Consider the following 14,565-nt stretch of genomic DNA (forward strand, 5'->3'; position numbering starts at 1 on the left):
CGCGAAAAATCGGTTATTCGGTGGTCCGCTCGGCGTCGGTCTCGCTCGTCGTCGTCTCGGCGTCGACGCCGCCTTCCTGCATCTCCTTGAGCTCCTCCTCGACTTCCTGGCGCCCCTTCTTGAACTCGCCCATCGCCTCGCCGGTCGAGCGGGCGAGCTTCGGAATCTTGTTCGCGCCGAACAGCAGGACGGCGATGAGGAGGATCACCATCATCTCCATCCCGCCGGGAATCGGGCCGAACAGTGGAATCATCTGTACCATCTCTGTTCGGAGATAGCCGATTCTGGACTATATGCTTTTTGCTCGGTGTAGCGCCTCGGGAACCGACCCCGCGGCGTCGACTCCGGAACTGTCTTGTCTCCGACACCGAGACGTCTACACACGATGGTAGACGTAGGCGATCACGCACCCGACTTCACCGCACCGCTCGCCGACGGCGACGTCTCGGAGTTCACCCTCTCGGACCACCTCGACGAAGCGCCGCTCGTGCTGGCGTTCTTCCCCGGCGCGTTCACCAGCGTCTGCACGGCGGAGCTCTGTACGTTCGAGTCCGAGCTCGCCGCCTACGAGGACGTCGGCGCGACGGTGTACGGCATCAGCGTCGACTCGCCGTTCGCGCTGAACGAGTTCCGCGATCGGGAGGGACTCAGCTTCGGGTTGGTCAGCGACTCCAACAAGGGGATCGTCGACGACTACGACGTCGTGATGGATTTCGCCGACCTCGGCTACTACGGGGTCGCCAAGCGCGCCGTCTTCGTCGTCGACGGGGACCGAACGGTCACCTACCGGTGGGTCAGCGACGACCCGGGCGTCGAACCCGACTACGACGCGGTCGAGGCGGCCGCCGCCGACGCCGCGGAGTAGCCGCCCCGACCGGTCGCCGGCCGCGGGCCGAGAGCTTTTATCCGCTGGCGACCGAGATGCACCGTATGAGCGAAATCGACGAGACCGACGACCGGCGGCGGGTGTACGACCCCGAGGACGACCACCCGTTCCCGGACGAGCGACTCAACGAGGTGTTGGCGTTCATCGACGACGACCCCGAGATTCAGACCTACCTCCGCGCCCAGAACGTCAATCCGGTCGATCGGAAGGGGTACAACGACCACGGGAGCAAGCACATCGAGATCGTTCGCGACCGGGCGCTTGCTCTCTACGAACTCCTCAAGGACGGCGGCGTGGAGTTCAACGGCGCGGCCGATCAGGGCCTGACCGAGGCCGACGAGAGCGTGATCATCGCACTGGCGGCGACGATCCACGACATCGGCCACGTCGTCCACCGCGACGACCACGCCTACTGGTCGATCCCGCTCGCCGCGGACCTGCTCGATCGCGTGTTGCCCGAACTCGGCTTCTACGACACCGAGGAGACCGTCCGCGTGAAAGGCGAGATCCTCCACGCGATCCTGTGTCACCACACCGAGGAAGACCCCCTGACGACCGAGGCCGGCGTGCTCCGGGTCGCAGACGCCCTCGACATGGAGATGGGCCGCTCGCGGATCCCCTACGAACAGGGCGGCCGGGGGATCAACACCGTCTCGAGCCAGGCCATCCAGCGGGTGTCGCTGATGGAGGGCGGGTCGGTCCCGGTGCTCGTCGAGATCGAGATGCTGAACGCCGCGGGCGTCTTCCAGGTCGACAACCTCCTGAAGGCGAAGTTGCAGGACTCCGGGCTCGAAGAACTGATCCGGATCGTCGCGGTCAACATCCGCGAGGACGGCAACCAACTGGTCGAGCGCGTCGAACTCTAGCGGACCGACTCGTAGACGCTCCGGAGCCGTTCGACCGCTCGCTCGACGCTGGTCGCCTCGCGTCGGTCGAGACACGTCTCTCGGAGCTCCTCGCGGGCCCCCAGTGTCCGACGGATCGCCGCCCGGAACCCCTCGATGTCGCCGCTCTCGTAGTGGAATCCGGTTTCGCCCTCCCGGATCGTGTCGGCGAGCGCGCCCGCGTTCGCGCCGACGACCGGCGTGCCACACGCGTTGGCTTCGAGCGCCACCAGCCCCTGCGTCTCGACCGGGCTCGGGAACGCGAAGGCATCGAGCGCCGAGTAGAACGCGGGGAGGTCCTCGCGGTCCAGAAAGCCGAGGAACCGGGCGTCGGCACCCAGCCTCTCGGCCTGTGCTTCGAGGTCGTCGCGGGCCGGCCCGTCGCCGCCGAACACGACGGTCACGTCCATGTCGGCCGCCGCCATCACGAGCTCCGAGAGGCGCTTCTCGTAGCCGTGGCGCCCGGTGTAGCCGATCAGCGGGCGGTCGTCGTCGCCCGGGAGGTCGTAGCTGTCGAGGAAGTCATCGGTCTCGACGGGGCGGAACCGCTCGGTGTCGACGCCGTTCGGGACCACCTCGACGGGGGTGTCGACGCCGACCTCCTCGCGCAGGTGGTCGCGGGTCGACCCGGAGGGCGCAAGCACCGCGTCGGCGCGGCCGAAGAACCACCGCTCGTACACCTCCGAGAGCCGACCGACCAGCGACGCCACGGTCTCGGTCGGGGCGACGTACTCGGCGTACTCGCTGGTCGGCGTGTGGTACGAGGCCACCAGCGGGACGTCCCGGTCGCGCGCGAGCCGGAGCCCGCCCAGCCCGATGCTGAACGGCGTGTGAGCGTGGACGACCTCGGCGTCCCTGACCGCCTCGGGAATCGTGGGCGTGCCGAGTCGGAACCCCTCGTAGAACGGGAACGGGAGGCTCCCGACGGGGTGTTCGCCGTCGGTCGGTCGGTGGCCGTCGGCGCTCGGGTAAACCACGTCCATCCGCCCGCCTGCCCGCTCCCAGCGGTCGCGCCACGACGCGATCGTGTAGGTCACGCCGTTGACGGTCGGGAGATAGGTGTCGGTGAACGCGGCGACCTGTTCCATTGTCGGCCTCTTTGGGAACCGATAGTTAAGACCTTATGAAGTCTGGCCGGCGCCGGAGTCGCCAGCGAGGTCGCGGTACAGTTCGACGAGGTCGTCGCCGACCGCTTCGATGGTGAACGCCTCGCTTTTGGCCGCGGCGTTGGCCCCGATGCGTTCGCGCAGGTCCGGATCGCGCATGGCGTCGAGTTCGGCCTCGAAGTCCCCGGTCGCCTTCAGGCAGTGAGTCCCGTCTTCGAGCCAGTCGTAGGTGGGGATGTCCCGGATCACGAGCGGCTTGCCACAGCCCATCGCTTCGAGGAGCGCGATGCCCTCGTTCTCGTTTTTCGACGGCCAGAAGAAGACGTCGCCCGCGGCGAACCCGCCCCGGACGTCCTCGATGTAGCCGGTGAACGTGCAGTTGTCGGGCGCGCTCTCGACCAGCCGCTTGGTGTCGCGGCTCTTGAGGACCCGATCGAGTTCGCCGCCCGCGGGGTTGAGATAGCCGAACCACACGAAGTCGAGGTCGGGCATCGCCCGCGCGGTCTCGACGAACGCCTCCAGTCCCTTGCGCTTGATGACGTGGCCGACGTTGAACACCACCGGCGGATCGAGGTCGTAGCGGTCGAGATACTCCTCGCGGAGGTCCTCGAACCCCGCGAGCGCGTCGGGGTCGAACCCGTTGCTGATGACCGTCTTCGGGGCGTCCGCGTACCCCGCGACGACCTCGCGGTTGTGGTCGGAGGGACACACGAGGTGGTCGGCCAGCGAGTAGGCGTACTCCAGATACGGCCCCATGGGCTTTGCGAGGAGATTCGAGAACGCGAAGCTCTCCCGGAAGTCCTCGGCGGTCTGGTGGGCGTGGACGAGGACGGGGACGCCGCGCTGTCGGGCCTTCCGCGCGTAGTAGATCGACTTCGGGCCCATGTTGTTGAGGTGGAGCAGGTCGGCGTCGAGCGTCGGCTCGGTGGTGTACGCGACGCCCCGGCGGTCCATGATCTCGCGCTGGTTCGCGACCGACTGGGCGTGGCCGCCGGTGATGTACGCCTCCCACTCGAAGTAGTGGCTCACCTTCATAGTCGTTCGCGGCCGGCGAACCGGCCGTCGGTGTGGGGGCGAAGACGCGGCCCGGCCAAAATCCTACCGGAACGCACCCGCCCGACCCGGAAGAAATCGAAAACTATTTACGTTGTTCGTAGGATGACCCCCATGGGGCAACTCAGGATACCTTCTATCCTTGTCCTGGTTCGCCCCGGAAACCCCCACCCCCCATTCCCACATGTCCATAGCCGAAGAACGCATCGAGCGCCTCGCCGGCCTCGCTCGCGACGCCGCCGCCGAGTGTCGCGACGACCGCGCCCGGGAGTACGTCCGACTCGCCCGCCGACTCGCCGAGCGCAATCGCCTCTCGCTCCCCCGCGATTTCCAGCGGTTCGCCTGCGACGCCTGCGACGCCTACCTCCGCCCCGGGAAAAACGCCCGGGTCCGCCTCCAGGACGGCCACGTCGTCCTCACCTGCGACTGCGGGTCCCACGCCCGATACCCCTACGACTCCTGAGTTCGCGCCGTCGCGTCGCGGTCGTCACCCGTTCCATGCCCTTTAAGCCGCTTCGTTTCCCAGAACGGGGTATGACCGACGAGGACCTCCGTAAACAGGCCCACGACCTCGACGTGACCGTCTGGGTCGGCAAGGCCGGCATCGACTCGGTGACAGACGAACTCGCCGACCAACTCCAGGACCGCGAGCTCGTGAAAGTCAAGTTCCTCCGGGCGGCTCGGGGCGGCACGACGACCGACGACCTCGCCGAGGAGCTCGCGGACGCGGTGAACGCCGACCTGATCGAGACGCGCGGGAACACCGCGACGCTCCACTGATGGTCGAAGCCCTCCCGTTCCTCGAATCCGCGCTCGGAAGCTACGCGCTCGCGGTGACCCAAGCCCTCTACTTCGTCGTCTCGTTCGCCGCGATCTATCTGGCCGGCCGGCTGACGGTCGTGCCGCTGGTCGGGCGCTTTCTCGATCGGCGCGACCTCGACAGGCACGCACGGCGACCGCTGGTGAAGCTGACGAAGTTCGCCGTGGTGTTCGTCGCGGTCTCGGTGGCCTTCGGGTTCGCCGACTACGGCAACTTCCTCACCTCGCTGGCGACGATCGCGGCCGCGGCCACCCTCGCCATCGGCTTCGCGATGCAGGACGTCATCGCCAACTTCGTCGCGGGCGTGTTCATCTACACCGACGGGCCGTTCAAGATCGGCGACTGGATCGAGTGGGACAACGGCAGTTACTCGGGGGTCGTCGAGGACATCGGCCTCCGGGTCACCCGGGTCCGGACCTTCGACAACGAACTGCTGACGGTGCCAAACTCCCAGCTCACAGACGGCGTGATCAAGAACCCGGTCGACGGCGAGCGCCTCCGGCTGAAGTTCCTGTTCGGGATCGGGTACGACGACGACATCGATCGTGCGACCGAGATCATCGTCGAGGAGGCACGATCTCACCCCGACATCTTGGACGACCCCGCGCCGTCGGTCCGACTGACCGAACTCGGCGACTCGTCGGTCGGCCTCCAGTCGCGCATCTGGATCGACGATCCGAGCCGGGCCGACTACGTCAAGACTCGCGGCGAGTACGTCACGAGCGTCAAAGAGCGGTTCGACGAGGAGGGAATCGACATTCCGTACCCGAACCGCACACTCGAGGGCGGACTGGAGCTGACGAACGTCGAGGGACAGATCGAGCCCACCGACGACTAACACAACCTTTTGCAGCGGTCGGCGCGTGAACGCGCCTCCCTTGGAAAACGTTGATGAAAAACCTGCGTCACCCTTTCAGTCGCTTCGCTCCTTCGGGGGTTCCTCGGTCCGCTCGCTCGGGCTTCGCCTTCGCTCGCGGCGGATGACCGTGTACGACGGAGAAGGGACGAGCCAAGCGAGAGTAGGATGCGTCTCGGCTGGTGTCGCGTTCCGTTGCGGTAGAGTACGAGTCGCTGTACCGCGAGCGAACGCAGTGAGCGAGCGGACAAAGCGACGACCGGAGCGAAGCGGAGGGAGGAGCGCCGTGTTTTTCATCAACGTTTTCCAAGCGAGGGAGTGACGAGCCGACGGCTCGCCCTCCCGAGCGCAGTAAAAGGTTGTATGAATAGGTGGACGGCCGGCGTTGCCCGGCGTTCCGCGTCGGGGAGTCCCGGTCGCGTCCTCCACCCCGCAACCCTGCGAGCGATAGCTGTCCAGTGGTCCGGTGCTCACTTCCGTGCCTGACGGATTGCCACCGGCTAACCTCGACTGCGACGCTCCTGCGAGCGTCCGCCGAGGACCGCTATCCCCGCAGGACGAGGCTTCGAAGTCGGCTTCCGGGGCCCGGCGCGGTCTGACCGGACGCCTCCGGGGTTCGGCCCCCGCTAAAGACCATAGTGCGGGTGGAGAGCAGGGCCTAACTGCCCGACCTAGTCCATCTCGGAGTAGTCGCCCCGGACTTAAGGACCTTTCGCAAATCAGACGAGGGCGACGCCACCGACGACCGCAATGAACCCCGCGACCCCGACGAGCGCGTCCGGAAGGGCGCCCGCTCGGCGGTGGCGTCCCGAACAGGTCCCGGTTGTCGCCACCACGAGGACAGCGGCGACCCCCACCTTCGCGGCGAGCAGGCCTCGGAGCCCGACCGCCGCGATGGCGGGCGGGAGGAACGCGAGCGCGTCCCGTCCGCTCGCGGTCGCGGCGAGGATCGCGGTCACGTCGGCGACCAGCAGACCGACGAGCGCCCCGACCGCGAGCGCCGATAGCGACGAGAGCCACGGCCACCCGTCGTCGCGGACGACGTACTCGCGGTCCGCCTCCGAGAGGAACTCCTCGTCGCGGAGCACCCAGGGCTCGCCGGACGCCGTCTCGCGGTCGCCGAGCGCGTCCGGGCCGGGGGCGTCGGCGGGGTCGGTCGCGTCGTTTCGTCTCACGCCGCCATCTCCGGCCGCCCGGGGCTTTGTTATGGGGCGGCTGTCGTCGGCGTAACCGTCGGTTACACCACTTGGCCGGCGTACCAGCCGGCGCTTCCCGCGACCGCGAGCGCGGCGCCGAACAGGGCCCACCGGTGGTAGTCAAAGGCGGCGTCGGTCGGGAAGCTTCCGACCACGTCGCCGGCGGCGATCGCCCACCACAGCGAGAGGACGGCCATGAAGCCCCCGAGCACGACCGCCACACCCGCGGCGGTCTGCGGGTCCGTGCGGTCGTTCCGGCCGGCGGCGAAGACGATGACCGCCACGGCGGCGAACAGTCCGACGACGAGGTGGATCGGCACCGGGACCGGGACGCCGTAGTAGACGCTCGCCTCGGACGGCGAGATGAGGAAGTACGGTGCGACCACGGCCGCGAGGACCGCAAGCGCGGCGAGGACGCCCGCGGTCGGCGCGGCCGTCTCGGGGGAGCGTTCGCTCGACATACCCGGGAGTTCCGGCCGGCTCTTAAAAAGGCCGGCGGTCGAGTCGGAAAAGTCACGTATCGCCGAACGCACTGTAGGGTATGGGATTCGGAAGCACGGCCAAGAAGGTCCAGAAGCTCGCCGACACCGCAGAGAAGCTGTACAGCAAGCTCAACGAGCTCCGCGAGCAGGTCGTCGAGATGCGCGAGTCGGTCGACGCCACGACCGAGCGCGTCGAGACCCTCGAACGCGAGATGGCCGAACAGCGCGCGCTCCTCGATGCCATCGCCCGACAGCAGGGCGTCGACGTCGACGACGTCGACGTCGAGTATCCGGCCGACACGACCGAAACGGACACAACTGGGGCCGGCGGAGCCGACGAGTCGGACGCGGCCGACGCCGCCGACGCATAAAAAGCGTTAACAGCGACAGCAACTTTTGGCCAGACGATGACGGACTACCGCACGCCGCTGGACTCCGTGCTGGAGACGGTCGGCGAGACGCCGCTGGTTCGCGTGCAGGCCGCACCGCCGGAGGTGCCGGTGTACGCCAAGCTCGAATCGTTCAACCCGGGCGCGAGCATCAAAGACCGCATCGGCAAGTACATGGTCGAAACGATGCTCGACCGCGGCGAGTTAGAGCCCGGCGGGACGGTCATCGAGCCGACCGCGGGCAACACCGGCATCGGGTTCGCCGTCGCGGCGGGCCAGCTCGACGTGGACGCGGTGTTCGTCGTTCCCGAGCGGTTCAGCGTCGAGAAACAGCAGTTGATGGCGGCGCTCGGCGCCGAAGTCATCAACACGCCCACCGACGAGGGGATGGGCGGGGCGATCGAGCGCGCTCACGAACTCGCCGCCGAGTTGGACGATGCGGTGGTCCCCCAGCAGTTCTCGAACCCCCTGAACGTCGAGGCCCACTACGAGACCACCGGCCCGGAGATCTTCGAGGCGCTGGACGGCGAGGTCGGCGCGGTGGTCGCGGGGTGTGGAACCGCGGGCACCCTGATGGGGATCGCCGAATACGCCCTCGAACAGGACCCGGACGTCCACGTCACCGCGGTCGAGCCCGAGGGGTCGCTGTACGCCGAGACGAAGGGCGAGGACCCCGAGGAGGCCGACTACAAGATCGAGGGCATCGGGACCCACGATCCCGCGACCAACGAGCTGTTCGATCCCGACCTCGTCGACGAGGTGGTTCAGGTCCCCGACCGGCGGGCCCACGAGGAACTGCGCCGGCTCGCCCGCGAGGAGGGCCAACTGGTCGCCTCCAGCGCGGGGGCGGCCAGCGCCGCGGCGCTCCACGTCGCCGAGCGGATCAGAGACGGCGAGATCGACGCGCCCCACGACAGCGTCGCGACGGTGTTCGCCGACTCCAGCGAGCGCTACCTCTCGAAGGGCATCTACCGGTCGTTCGAGGAGTGGGACGGGTAGGGGCGGCGACCCCGGTCGATCGCCGGGGCGACGCGGCCGGCGCGCCATTTTTCGGTCCCGAGCGGCTACGCTCGCGTATGTCGCTGTCGACCTACCGGTGTCCCTGCGGGGCGACCCTCCGGTTCAGACAGGACCTCGCCAAAGAGCAGGCGACGACCCGCCCGCGGTGGAAGTGCGGGGACTGCGGGACGCCGGTGCCCGGACAGACCGCCGAGAAGCTCCGCCATCAGCACCCGAGCTGAGCCGTCACGTCCACGGCGGCGTCCGGAGTTCGCCCATCGAGTTGATGGTGTGTTCGGAGGTGACCGCGACGGGTTCGTCGGCCGTCGAGAGCCACACCGCCTCGACGCCCGCGGCCTGAGCGCCGGCCACGTCCGAGCGCAGGGAGTTGCCGACGTGGACCGCCTCGGACGCCGAGACCCCCATCGTCGCCAGCGTCCGGTCGAACGGGTCGGGGTCGGGCTTGACCGGGCGGCCGGGCTCGGCGAACGTGGTCGCCTCGAAGCGGTCGGCGATCCCGAGCGCCGCCAGCTTCGCGGTCTGGGTCTCGCGGCCGCCGTTTGTCACCAGCGCGAGGTCGTAGTTCGCCCCGAGCGCGCCGAGGGCCGCCTCGGCGCCCGGGAGGAATCCGACGGCCTCGGGATCGGGGTCCTCGTAGGCGCGGGCCACCGCGAGCGCGTCCGCCCGGTCGCGACCCAGTTCGTCGGCGATCCCTCCGAAGCACCGCTCGCGGAGTTCGAGTTCCGTCTCGGCGGTCACCCGCGCGAGCCACGGGCGGACGTCAGCGACGTCGAAAAACGGCTCGACGCCGGCCCGCCCGAAGGCGTCGGCGAGTCGGGCCTCGGGCGACCCGGGATGCGCACAGATGGTGTCGTCGAGATCGAGGAGGACCGTAGAGACGCTCATCGAGTTCCCTACGCGCCCGACGGCTAAAAGCGCCCGGTCACCCGACCAGTCGGCCGTGTTCGACCTTGAGACACCGGTCCTGTACGACGCGCTTGCCGGCGGCCTCCGCGCGCTCGGCCGCCTCGTCGTCGGCGATGCCGAGCTGGGTCCAGATCACCCTCACGTCGTCGCGTTCGAGCGCCTCGTCGACGATGTCCGCGACCTCCTCGCTCGGCCGGAACACGTCCACGATGTCCACCCGCTCGTCGACGTCCGACAGCGAGTCGTAGGCCTCCCGCCCGAAGATCTCGTCGGCGTGGGGGTTGATCGGGATCACCTTGTAGCCGTGCTCGCGCAGGTACTTCGGGATCTCGTGGGCGTCTTTGCCCGGCGTGGACGAACAGCCGACGACCGCGATCGTCTCCAGCCCGAGAATTTCGCGGAGTTCGGGGTCGCTCTCGACTGGCATGCGACCGCAACGACGGAGCGTGCGGCCAAAAGCGTGTGGGTCGCCGAGAACGCCGCCGCGGTCGGCGACGCGCCCGGCCCCGCCAAGCTATTACTACCCGCGTTTCCTCGGTAGTGACTGTGTCACACGAGATCGTCATCAGCGACGACAAGACGCTCGACGAACCCACCAAAGACGAGGTGCTCGCCGACGTCGACGCCTCGCTGTCGGTGCTCGACGAGAAGACCGTCGATGGGGTGATCGCGGCCGTCGCCGACGCCGACGGGCTGATCGCGGACGCGGCGACCCCGGTCCCCGGGGACGTGTTCGCCGAGAGCGACCTGACCGTGGTCGGGCGCGCCGGCATCGGCGTCGACAACATCGACGTCGAGGCCGCGGCCGACCACGGGGTCACGGCGATCCACGTCCCGGACTACTGCGTCGACGAGGTCTCGACCCACGCGCTGGCGCTGTTGCTCGGGGTGGCCCGAAACGTCCAGACCTACGACCGAGACACCCGCGACGGCGGCTGGGACTGGCAGGCGGGCCGGCCGATCCACCGCCTTCGGGGCCGGACCCTCGGGCTGGTCGGCTTCGGCAAGATCCCCCGGCGACTCGCTCGGAAAGTCGACGGGTTCGGCCTCGACGTGATCGCCACAGACCCCAACGTCACCGAGACCCAGATGGCCCACTTCGGGGTCGAACGCGTCCGGTTCGACGAACTGCTCGACCGATCCCACTTCGTCTCGGTCCACGCCCCGCTGTACGAGGCGACCCGGGGGTTGTTCGACCGGGCGGCGTTCGACGCGATGCGCGAGGACGCCCTACTTGTCAACACCGCCCGCGGCGCGGTCGTCGACGAGGCGGCGCTGGCCGACGCGGTCGCCGACGGCGACATCGCGGGCGCGGCCCTCGACGTGATGGCCGAGGAGCCGCCGGGCGACTCGCGGCTGTTCGATCTCGATCGGGTCGTCGTGACTCCACACACCGCGTGGTACTCCGAGGAGTCCAGACACGAACTGAGCCGTCGGGTCGCCGAGGACGTCGCGCGCGTGCTGGAAGGCGAGCCGCCCCGTTCGCCGGTCGATCCCGGCCTCGAGTGGGTGTGAGCGCCCGGCGACCCCGCGACCCTACTCCGGGACGGGTCGCCAGTCGGTCTCGCGGCCGATGCCAGACAGTTTGAGCTCCGACTCGCCGTCGTCGTCGGTCCGGACGGTTATCTTGCCGTCGAACAGTTGCTGGAGCGTGCTCATCGTCTGCTGGTCGTGGGCGGTCGAGTCGATGACGAACACGCCGAGCGCGTCGGCGCTCTGGACCCGTCCGGTGAACACATGGAGAAATCGAAACACGGTCTGGAGGTTCGAGTACATCAGGAGGGTCGACAGCGAGTGGAGCATGATTCGGTTTCGCTTGACCCCTCGCTCGGAGTAAAACGACTGGAGGAACTCCGAGAGCTGGATCCCGATCCCGGTCATGTCGACCGGCGAGGAGGTGTAGGCGATCTCCTCGGACGGGGTCGGGTTCGTCCCCTGCTGTTTGGAGACGCAGTCGACGATCCCGATCGGTCCACCCTCCTCGCGGCCGAGTAACTCGCGGAGGGACGCGCGTATGTCCTCGCCGTCGTCTTTCGTGGTGACGACGATCGACCCGTCGCCCCGACGGCTACCGTATGCGAGAACCTCCAGAGCGAGCCGTCGTTTACCCGTCATCGGGGGGCCGGCGACCAGGAGATTCGTCCCCGGATCGACCTCGACCTCCGGACAGGCGTCACCCAGTTCGTACATGGCGGTTTCTCGTGGCCGAAACGCCGGGAGCGCCGCGGCGGCGTCCCCGATAGTGCCTGCCAATAAGATACTGTGTTCCGCTTATATTCTTTTTGATTAGTTGGCCGGGTCGCCGGGTCGCGTCGACAGCGACCCGATCCGGTCGAGCGACTGCTGGCGGATGTACTCGATCGCGATCCGGGTCAGGTGGTCGTCGGGGTCGGCGCAGGCATCGGCCCTGTCGAGGTATGCCTCGACGATCGCCCGGACCCGCTCGACCCCCGACTCGGCGTCGTCGGCGAGGTTGAGTTCGGCAGTCACGGGCGTGAGCTGGGTCCCCCTGTCCTCGGGGTAGTCGTCGGTGTCGTCGAGGCCGATCTGGGCGCCGATCACCATCAACACGACGGCGCGCTTGAACCCCTCGCCCAGCGCCGTCCCGAGGTCGGCCTCGTACATGTTGAGCATGTCCTCGTAGAGGATGCCCACCCGCGCGTACTGGGTCGCGAAGTACGGCAGGTCGGCGTCGGCCTCGAACAGATCGCCGTCCGCCAGTTCGGCGTCGCGGTAACGCTCCCGGATAGCGTCGCCGGCCGCCGCCCGGGCGTCGGGACCGTCGGCCGACAGATAGTCGTCGAGCAGCGAACGGAAGGCGTCGTCCTCGTCCTGGTGGCGTTCGGAGAGTTCGACGGCGTGGTCGTAAGACGACCGGACCGCCTCGGGGGTGTCCGAACGGTCCAGCCACCGTTCGACGCCGGCTTCGAGGTGCCGTTGGGCGACCTCGGCGACCGTCTCGGTCGGCCGGAGGTTCGACTCGAAGTCCTCGTACTCGTCGTCGTTGATCGCATCGCGCATGTCGCCGTCGAGCAGGGCCCGGACCACGTTTCGCGTCGTCTCGCGGCCGCGCGCGACGAAGTCGCGGTCCACGTCCCTGACGAGTCGCGCGACCGGGAGGTCGCCGGCGGCGGTGTGGATTCGCCCGAGGGTGAGGAGTGCGGGCAGGACCAGTCTGGTGTCGTAGTCGAACCGGGCGGACTCGCCCGCCGCGCCGGGGACGGGCTCGAGTTCGCCCGCCTCGCGCGCCCGATCGAGCGCGCGCTCGACGCCCAGAAACAGTTCCTCGGTCATCGACTCGATCTCCGACTCGACCTCGCTGCGGAGCAACACGACCGAGGCCACCCGCGGGTCGGGCGACTCCGCGAGGTGGTTCGCCAGCGCCCGCGCCACCGCCGGGACCCGTCGCCCGACGGTCTCGACCAAACCCTGTGTCACGTCCGTGAGTCGCTCGCGCCGTCACATGAGTATTGTGGAACGCCGGTCGCGAGCCCAGCGTCACGCGGAGCCGATCGGGGAGCGAGCGACTTATGTGGGTCAAGCGACCCCTCGGAGGTATGACGACCCGCGACGAGGTCGCCGGGTTGCTCGGCCGTCTCGGCCGGGCCGCCTCGCTGGGCGCGCGCACGGTGTTGCCTCTCGACACGAACCCCGTGCCCGCCGAGTGGACCCACGTAACCAAGGTCGACCCGGAGCGCGAAAAGCGGCTCCCGGTGTTGTTCCCGTGCTACCTCCAGCACACGAGCGCGGTGTCGGTCGGCGGCTCGGCCGACGTGACCGCCGCGAACACGGAGGCGACGTTCGACGCGCTGGCGCCCGCCTCGGTGCCGACCTTCCACGAACCCAGCGACCCCCGCCACGTCACCCCGAAGACTCGCGAGCGGGCCGACCTGCTCGCGATCCCCGAAGTGCTGAACGGCGACTCGGCGTCGCTGATCGGCCGGCTCGGGGCCGGCACCGAGTACATCCGCGAGGAACTGCTCCCCGAGATGGTGGCCGACAGGCTCCCGCTCGCTCCCGAGTCGGTCGCCGACGCCGTCGCAGACTTCGCGACGTCGTGGCTCCTCGCCGAGGCGGTGTTCGAGGCGTACATCATCCAGAACCCCGACAGTGCCGCCGCCCGGGAGGCGAACGTCGGCGAGGACGATCTGCTGGCGGCTCGGGCGGCCAAACGCCGGGCGATGGCGGCCGAGCGCCACCTCGGGAGCGAACTCGTCTACCTCGAATACTCGGGGACGTACGGCGGCGAGACCGCCGCCGAGGCCCTGTCGGCCATCGACGACGGACTGACGTGGTCGCGGCTCTGGTACGGCGGCGGCCTCGACTCTCGGGAGCACGCCGCGGCGATGCTCGAAGCCGGCGCCGACGCGGTGGTCGTCGGCGACGTCTTCCACCGGATCGCCGACGAGGAGGCGGACCTGTGCGCGGCGGCGACCGACCTCGACGCCGAAGCCACCGCGTCGGCGGCCACCGAGTGGGTCCGAGACCGCCTGGACGTCGGGGAGTCGGCCGCCGCGTCGTACCTCGCGACGATCCCGTCGGTCGAAGACCCCGAACGGCTCGCCACGCGCTATCTCGGCGCGACAGTGCGGGTCTCTCTCGGGGTCCGAGCGCTCGCCGACGACCTGCGGGGCGACGTTTCGACGCCGGGGACGATCCGTCGCCGCCTCGCGGACCGCGACGCGCCGTGGCTCGACGACGCGATCGCCCTCGCGCCCGACGACGACGCGCTCGTCCGCCGAGCGGTCGTCTCGCTGCTCGCCGACGCCACTGGGGTTCCTGCTCCCGACGGCGTCTCGCCGGCCCAGTTTGCGGTCGCGACGGCACCCGACTCGTCGTCGGGGGCGGACCCGCGACCGTGACGGTAACGCGTATCGGCGGGATGGCCTCCGTCGTTCCCGTCTCGGTAGGGATGGCTTGCCGTCCCACTGGGACGGTGCCGTCGCCGAGTGACGATCGCCACCGGG

The 14,565-nt window shown here is 68.9% G+C and carries 19 protein-coding genes and 1 other RNA gene; 10 read left to right on the forward strand and 10 right to left on the reverse strand.

Annotated features, from left to right (window positions below):
* Nucleotides 1-13: 13 nt before the first annotated feature.
* Nucleotides 14-262 carry a Sec-independent protein translocase subunit TatA/TatB gene (locus EPY72_RS00470; protein WP_134672068.1) on the reverse strand — a complete coding sequence of 83 codons (249 nt, stop codon included), beginning with the start codon at nt 260-262 and terminating at the stop codon, nt 14-16.
* A 123-nt stretch (nt 263-385) separates the two neighbouring features.
* Between EPY72_RS00470 and EPY72_RS00475 the strand changes: the two genes are divergently transcribed.
* Nucleotides 386-865, forward strand: coding sequence for a redoxin domain-containing protein (locus tag EPY72_RS00475; RefSeq protein WP_135805244.1), 480 nt, complete (start codon nt 386-388; stop codon nt 863-865).
* A 65-nt stretch (nt 866-930) separates the two neighbouring features.
* Nucleotides 931-1,752 carry an HD domain-containing protein gene (locus tag EPY72_RS00480; protein WP_134672070.1) on the forward strand — a complete coding sequence of 274 codons (822 nt, stop codon included), beginning with the start codon at nt 931-933 and terminating at the stop codon, nt 1,750-1,752.
* Here the strand turns inward: EPY72_RS00480 and EPY72_RS00485 are convergent.
* Both EPY72_RS00485 and EPY72_RS00490 read right to left on the reverse strand, forming a co-directional pair.
* Nucleotides 1,749-2,858 (reverse strand): glycosyltransferase, encoded by a 1,110-nt coding sequence (locus EPY72_RS00485; protein ID WP_134672071.1) that lies wholly within the window; start codon nt 2,856-2,858, stop codon nt 1,749-1,751. The genes EPY72_RS00480 and EPY72_RS00485 overlap by 4 nt on opposite strands.
* A gap of 33 nt (nt 2,859-2,891) precedes the next feature.
* The gene (locus EPY72_RS00490) at nt 2,892-3,911 is read right to left on the reverse strand and encodes a glycosyltransferase family 4 protein (protein WP_134672072.1); all 1,020 of its coding nucleotides are present in this window, start codon (nt 3,909-3,911) and stop codon (nt 2,892-2,894) included.
* A gap of 202 nt (nt 3,912-4,113) precedes the next feature.
* On the opposite strand from EPY72_RS00490, the gene EPY72_RS00495 reads away from it, so the two are divergent.
* From EPY72_RS00495 to EPY72_RS00505, 3 genes are all read left to right on the forward strand, one after another.
* Nucleotides 4,114-4,392, forward strand: coding sequence for a ribonuclease P protein component 4 (locus EPY72_RS00495; protein WP_134672073.1), 279 nt, complete (start codon nt 4,114-4,116; stop codon nt 4,390-4,392).
* Nucleotides 4,393-4,463: 71 nt separating this feature from the next.
* Complete coding sequence (locus tag EPY72_RS00500; RefSeq protein WP_134672074.1) at nt 4,464-4,709, forward strand: YhbY family RNA-binding protein; 246 nt, start codon at nt 4,464-4,466, stop codon at nt 4,707-4,709.
* A complete protein-coding gene (locus EPY72_RS00505; protein ID WP_394346141.1) occupies nt 4,706-5,587 on the forward strand; it encodes a mechanosensitive ion channel family protein in 882 nt (293 codons plus the stop codon). The genes EPY72_RS00500 and EPY72_RS00505 overlap by 4 nt, the downstream gene beginning before the upstream one ends.
* 387 nt (nt 5,588-5,974) lie before the next feature.
* Here EPY72_RS00505 and ffs read toward each other — a convergent pair.
* The 3 genes from ffs to EPY72_RS00520 all read right to left on the reverse strand — a co-directional run bounded on the left by ffs (nt 5,975) and on the right by EPY72_RS00520 (nt 7,262).
* Nucleotides 5,975-6,287, reverse strand: an RNA gene (ffs, locus tag EPY72_RS00510) — signal recognition particle sRNA.
* A 37-nt stretch (nt 6,288-6,324) separates the two neighbouring features.
* On the reverse strand, nt 6,325-6,780 hold the full coding sequence (locus tag EPY72_RS00515) for a hypothetical protein (protein WP_134672076.1): 456 nt from the start codon (nt 6,778-6,780) through the stop codon (nt 6,325-6,327).
* A 62-nt stretch (nt 6,781-6,842) separates the two neighbouring features.
* Nucleotides 6,843-7,262 carry a DUF7548 family protein gene (locus EPY72_RS00520; protein WP_135805246.1) on the reverse strand — a complete coding sequence of 140 codons (420 nt, stop codon included), beginning with the start codon at nt 7,260-7,262 and terminating at the stop codon, nt 6,843-6,845.
* Nucleotides 7,263-7,342: 80 nt separating this feature from the next.
* Here EPY72_RS00520 and EPY72_RS00525 point away from each other — a divergent pair, with 80 nt between their 5' ends.
* From EPY72_RS00525 to EPY72_RS19135, 3 genes are all read left to right on the forward strand, one after another.
* Nucleotides 7,343-7,654, forward strand: a complete 312-nt coding sequence (locus tag EPY72_RS00525) for a DUF5798 family protein (RefSeq protein WP_135805247.1) — start codon at nt 7,343-7,345, stop codon at nt 7,652-7,654.
* Between the two features lie 36 nt (nt 7,655-7,690).
* Entirely contained in the window at nt 7,691-8,671 is a 981-nt protein-coding gene (locus EPY72_RS00530; RefSeq protein WP_135805248.1) for a PLP-dependent cysteine synthase family protein, read from the forward strand.
* 77 nt (nt 8,672-8,748) lie between these two features.
* Nucleotides 8,749-8,913, forward strand: a complete 165-nt coding sequence (locus EPY72_RS19135; protein ID WP_168215980.1) for a hypothetical protein — start codon at nt 8,749-8,751, stop codon at nt 8,911-8,913.
* 4 nt (nt 8,914-8,917) lie between these two features.
* Here the strand turns inward: EPY72_RS19135 and EPY72_RS00535 are convergent, their stop codons facing one another.
* Together EPY72_RS00535 and EPY72_RS00540 are read right to left on the reverse strand one after the other, a co-directional pair.
* Entirely contained in the window at nt 8,918-9,577 is a 660-nt protein-coding gene (locus tag EPY72_RS00535) for an HAD family hydrolase (RefSeq protein ID WP_135805249.1), read from the reverse strand.
* Nucleotides 9,578-9,614: 37 nt separating this feature from the next.
* Complete coding sequence (locus tag EPY72_RS00540) at nt 9,615-10,025, reverse strand: CoA-binding protein (protein ID WP_135805250.1); 411 nt, start codon at nt 10,023-10,025, stop codon at nt 9,615-9,617.
* A 119-nt stretch (nt 10,026-10,144) separates the two neighbouring features.
* Between EPY72_RS00540 and EPY72_RS00545 the strand changes: the two genes are divergently transcribed.
* On the forward strand, nt 10,145-11,113 hold the full coding sequence (locus tag EPY72_RS00545) for a C-terminal binding protein (RefSeq protein WP_135805251.1): 969 nt from the start codon (nt 10,145-10,147) through the stop codon (nt 11,111-11,113).
* 21 nt (nt 11,114-11,134) lie between these two features.
* On the opposite strand, the gene EPY72_RS00550 is transcribed toward EPY72_RS00545, so the two are convergent.
* On the reverse strand, nt 11,135-11,788 hold the full coding sequence (locus EPY72_RS00550; protein ID WP_134672083.1) for an RAD55 family ATPase: 654 nt from the start codon (nt 11,786-11,788) through the stop codon (nt 11,135-11,137).
* A 96-nt stretch (nt 11,789-11,884) separates the two neighbouring features.
* Complete coding sequence (locus EPY72_RS00555) at nt 11,885-13,036, reverse strand: hypothetical protein (RefSeq protein ID WP_135805252.1); 1,152 nt, start codon at nt 13,034-13,036, stop codon at nt 11,885-11,887.
* 119 nt (nt 13,037-13,155) lie between these two features.
* Here EPY72_RS00555 and EPY72_RS00560 point away from each other — a divergent pair, with 119 nt between their 5' ends.
* Entirely contained in the window at nt 13,156-14,460 is a 1,305-nt protein-coding gene (locus EPY72_RS00560) for a geranylgeranylglyceryl/heptaprenylglyceryl phosphate synthase (RefSeq protein ID WP_135805253.1), read from the forward strand.
* Nucleotides 14,461-14,565: the final 105 nt, after the last annotated feature.

It is taken from the genome of Halorussus marinus (genome assembly GCF_004765795.1).
GTDB classification, from domain to species: Archaea; Halobacteriota; Halobacteria; order Halobacteriales; family Haladaptataceae; genus Halorussus; species Halorussus marinus.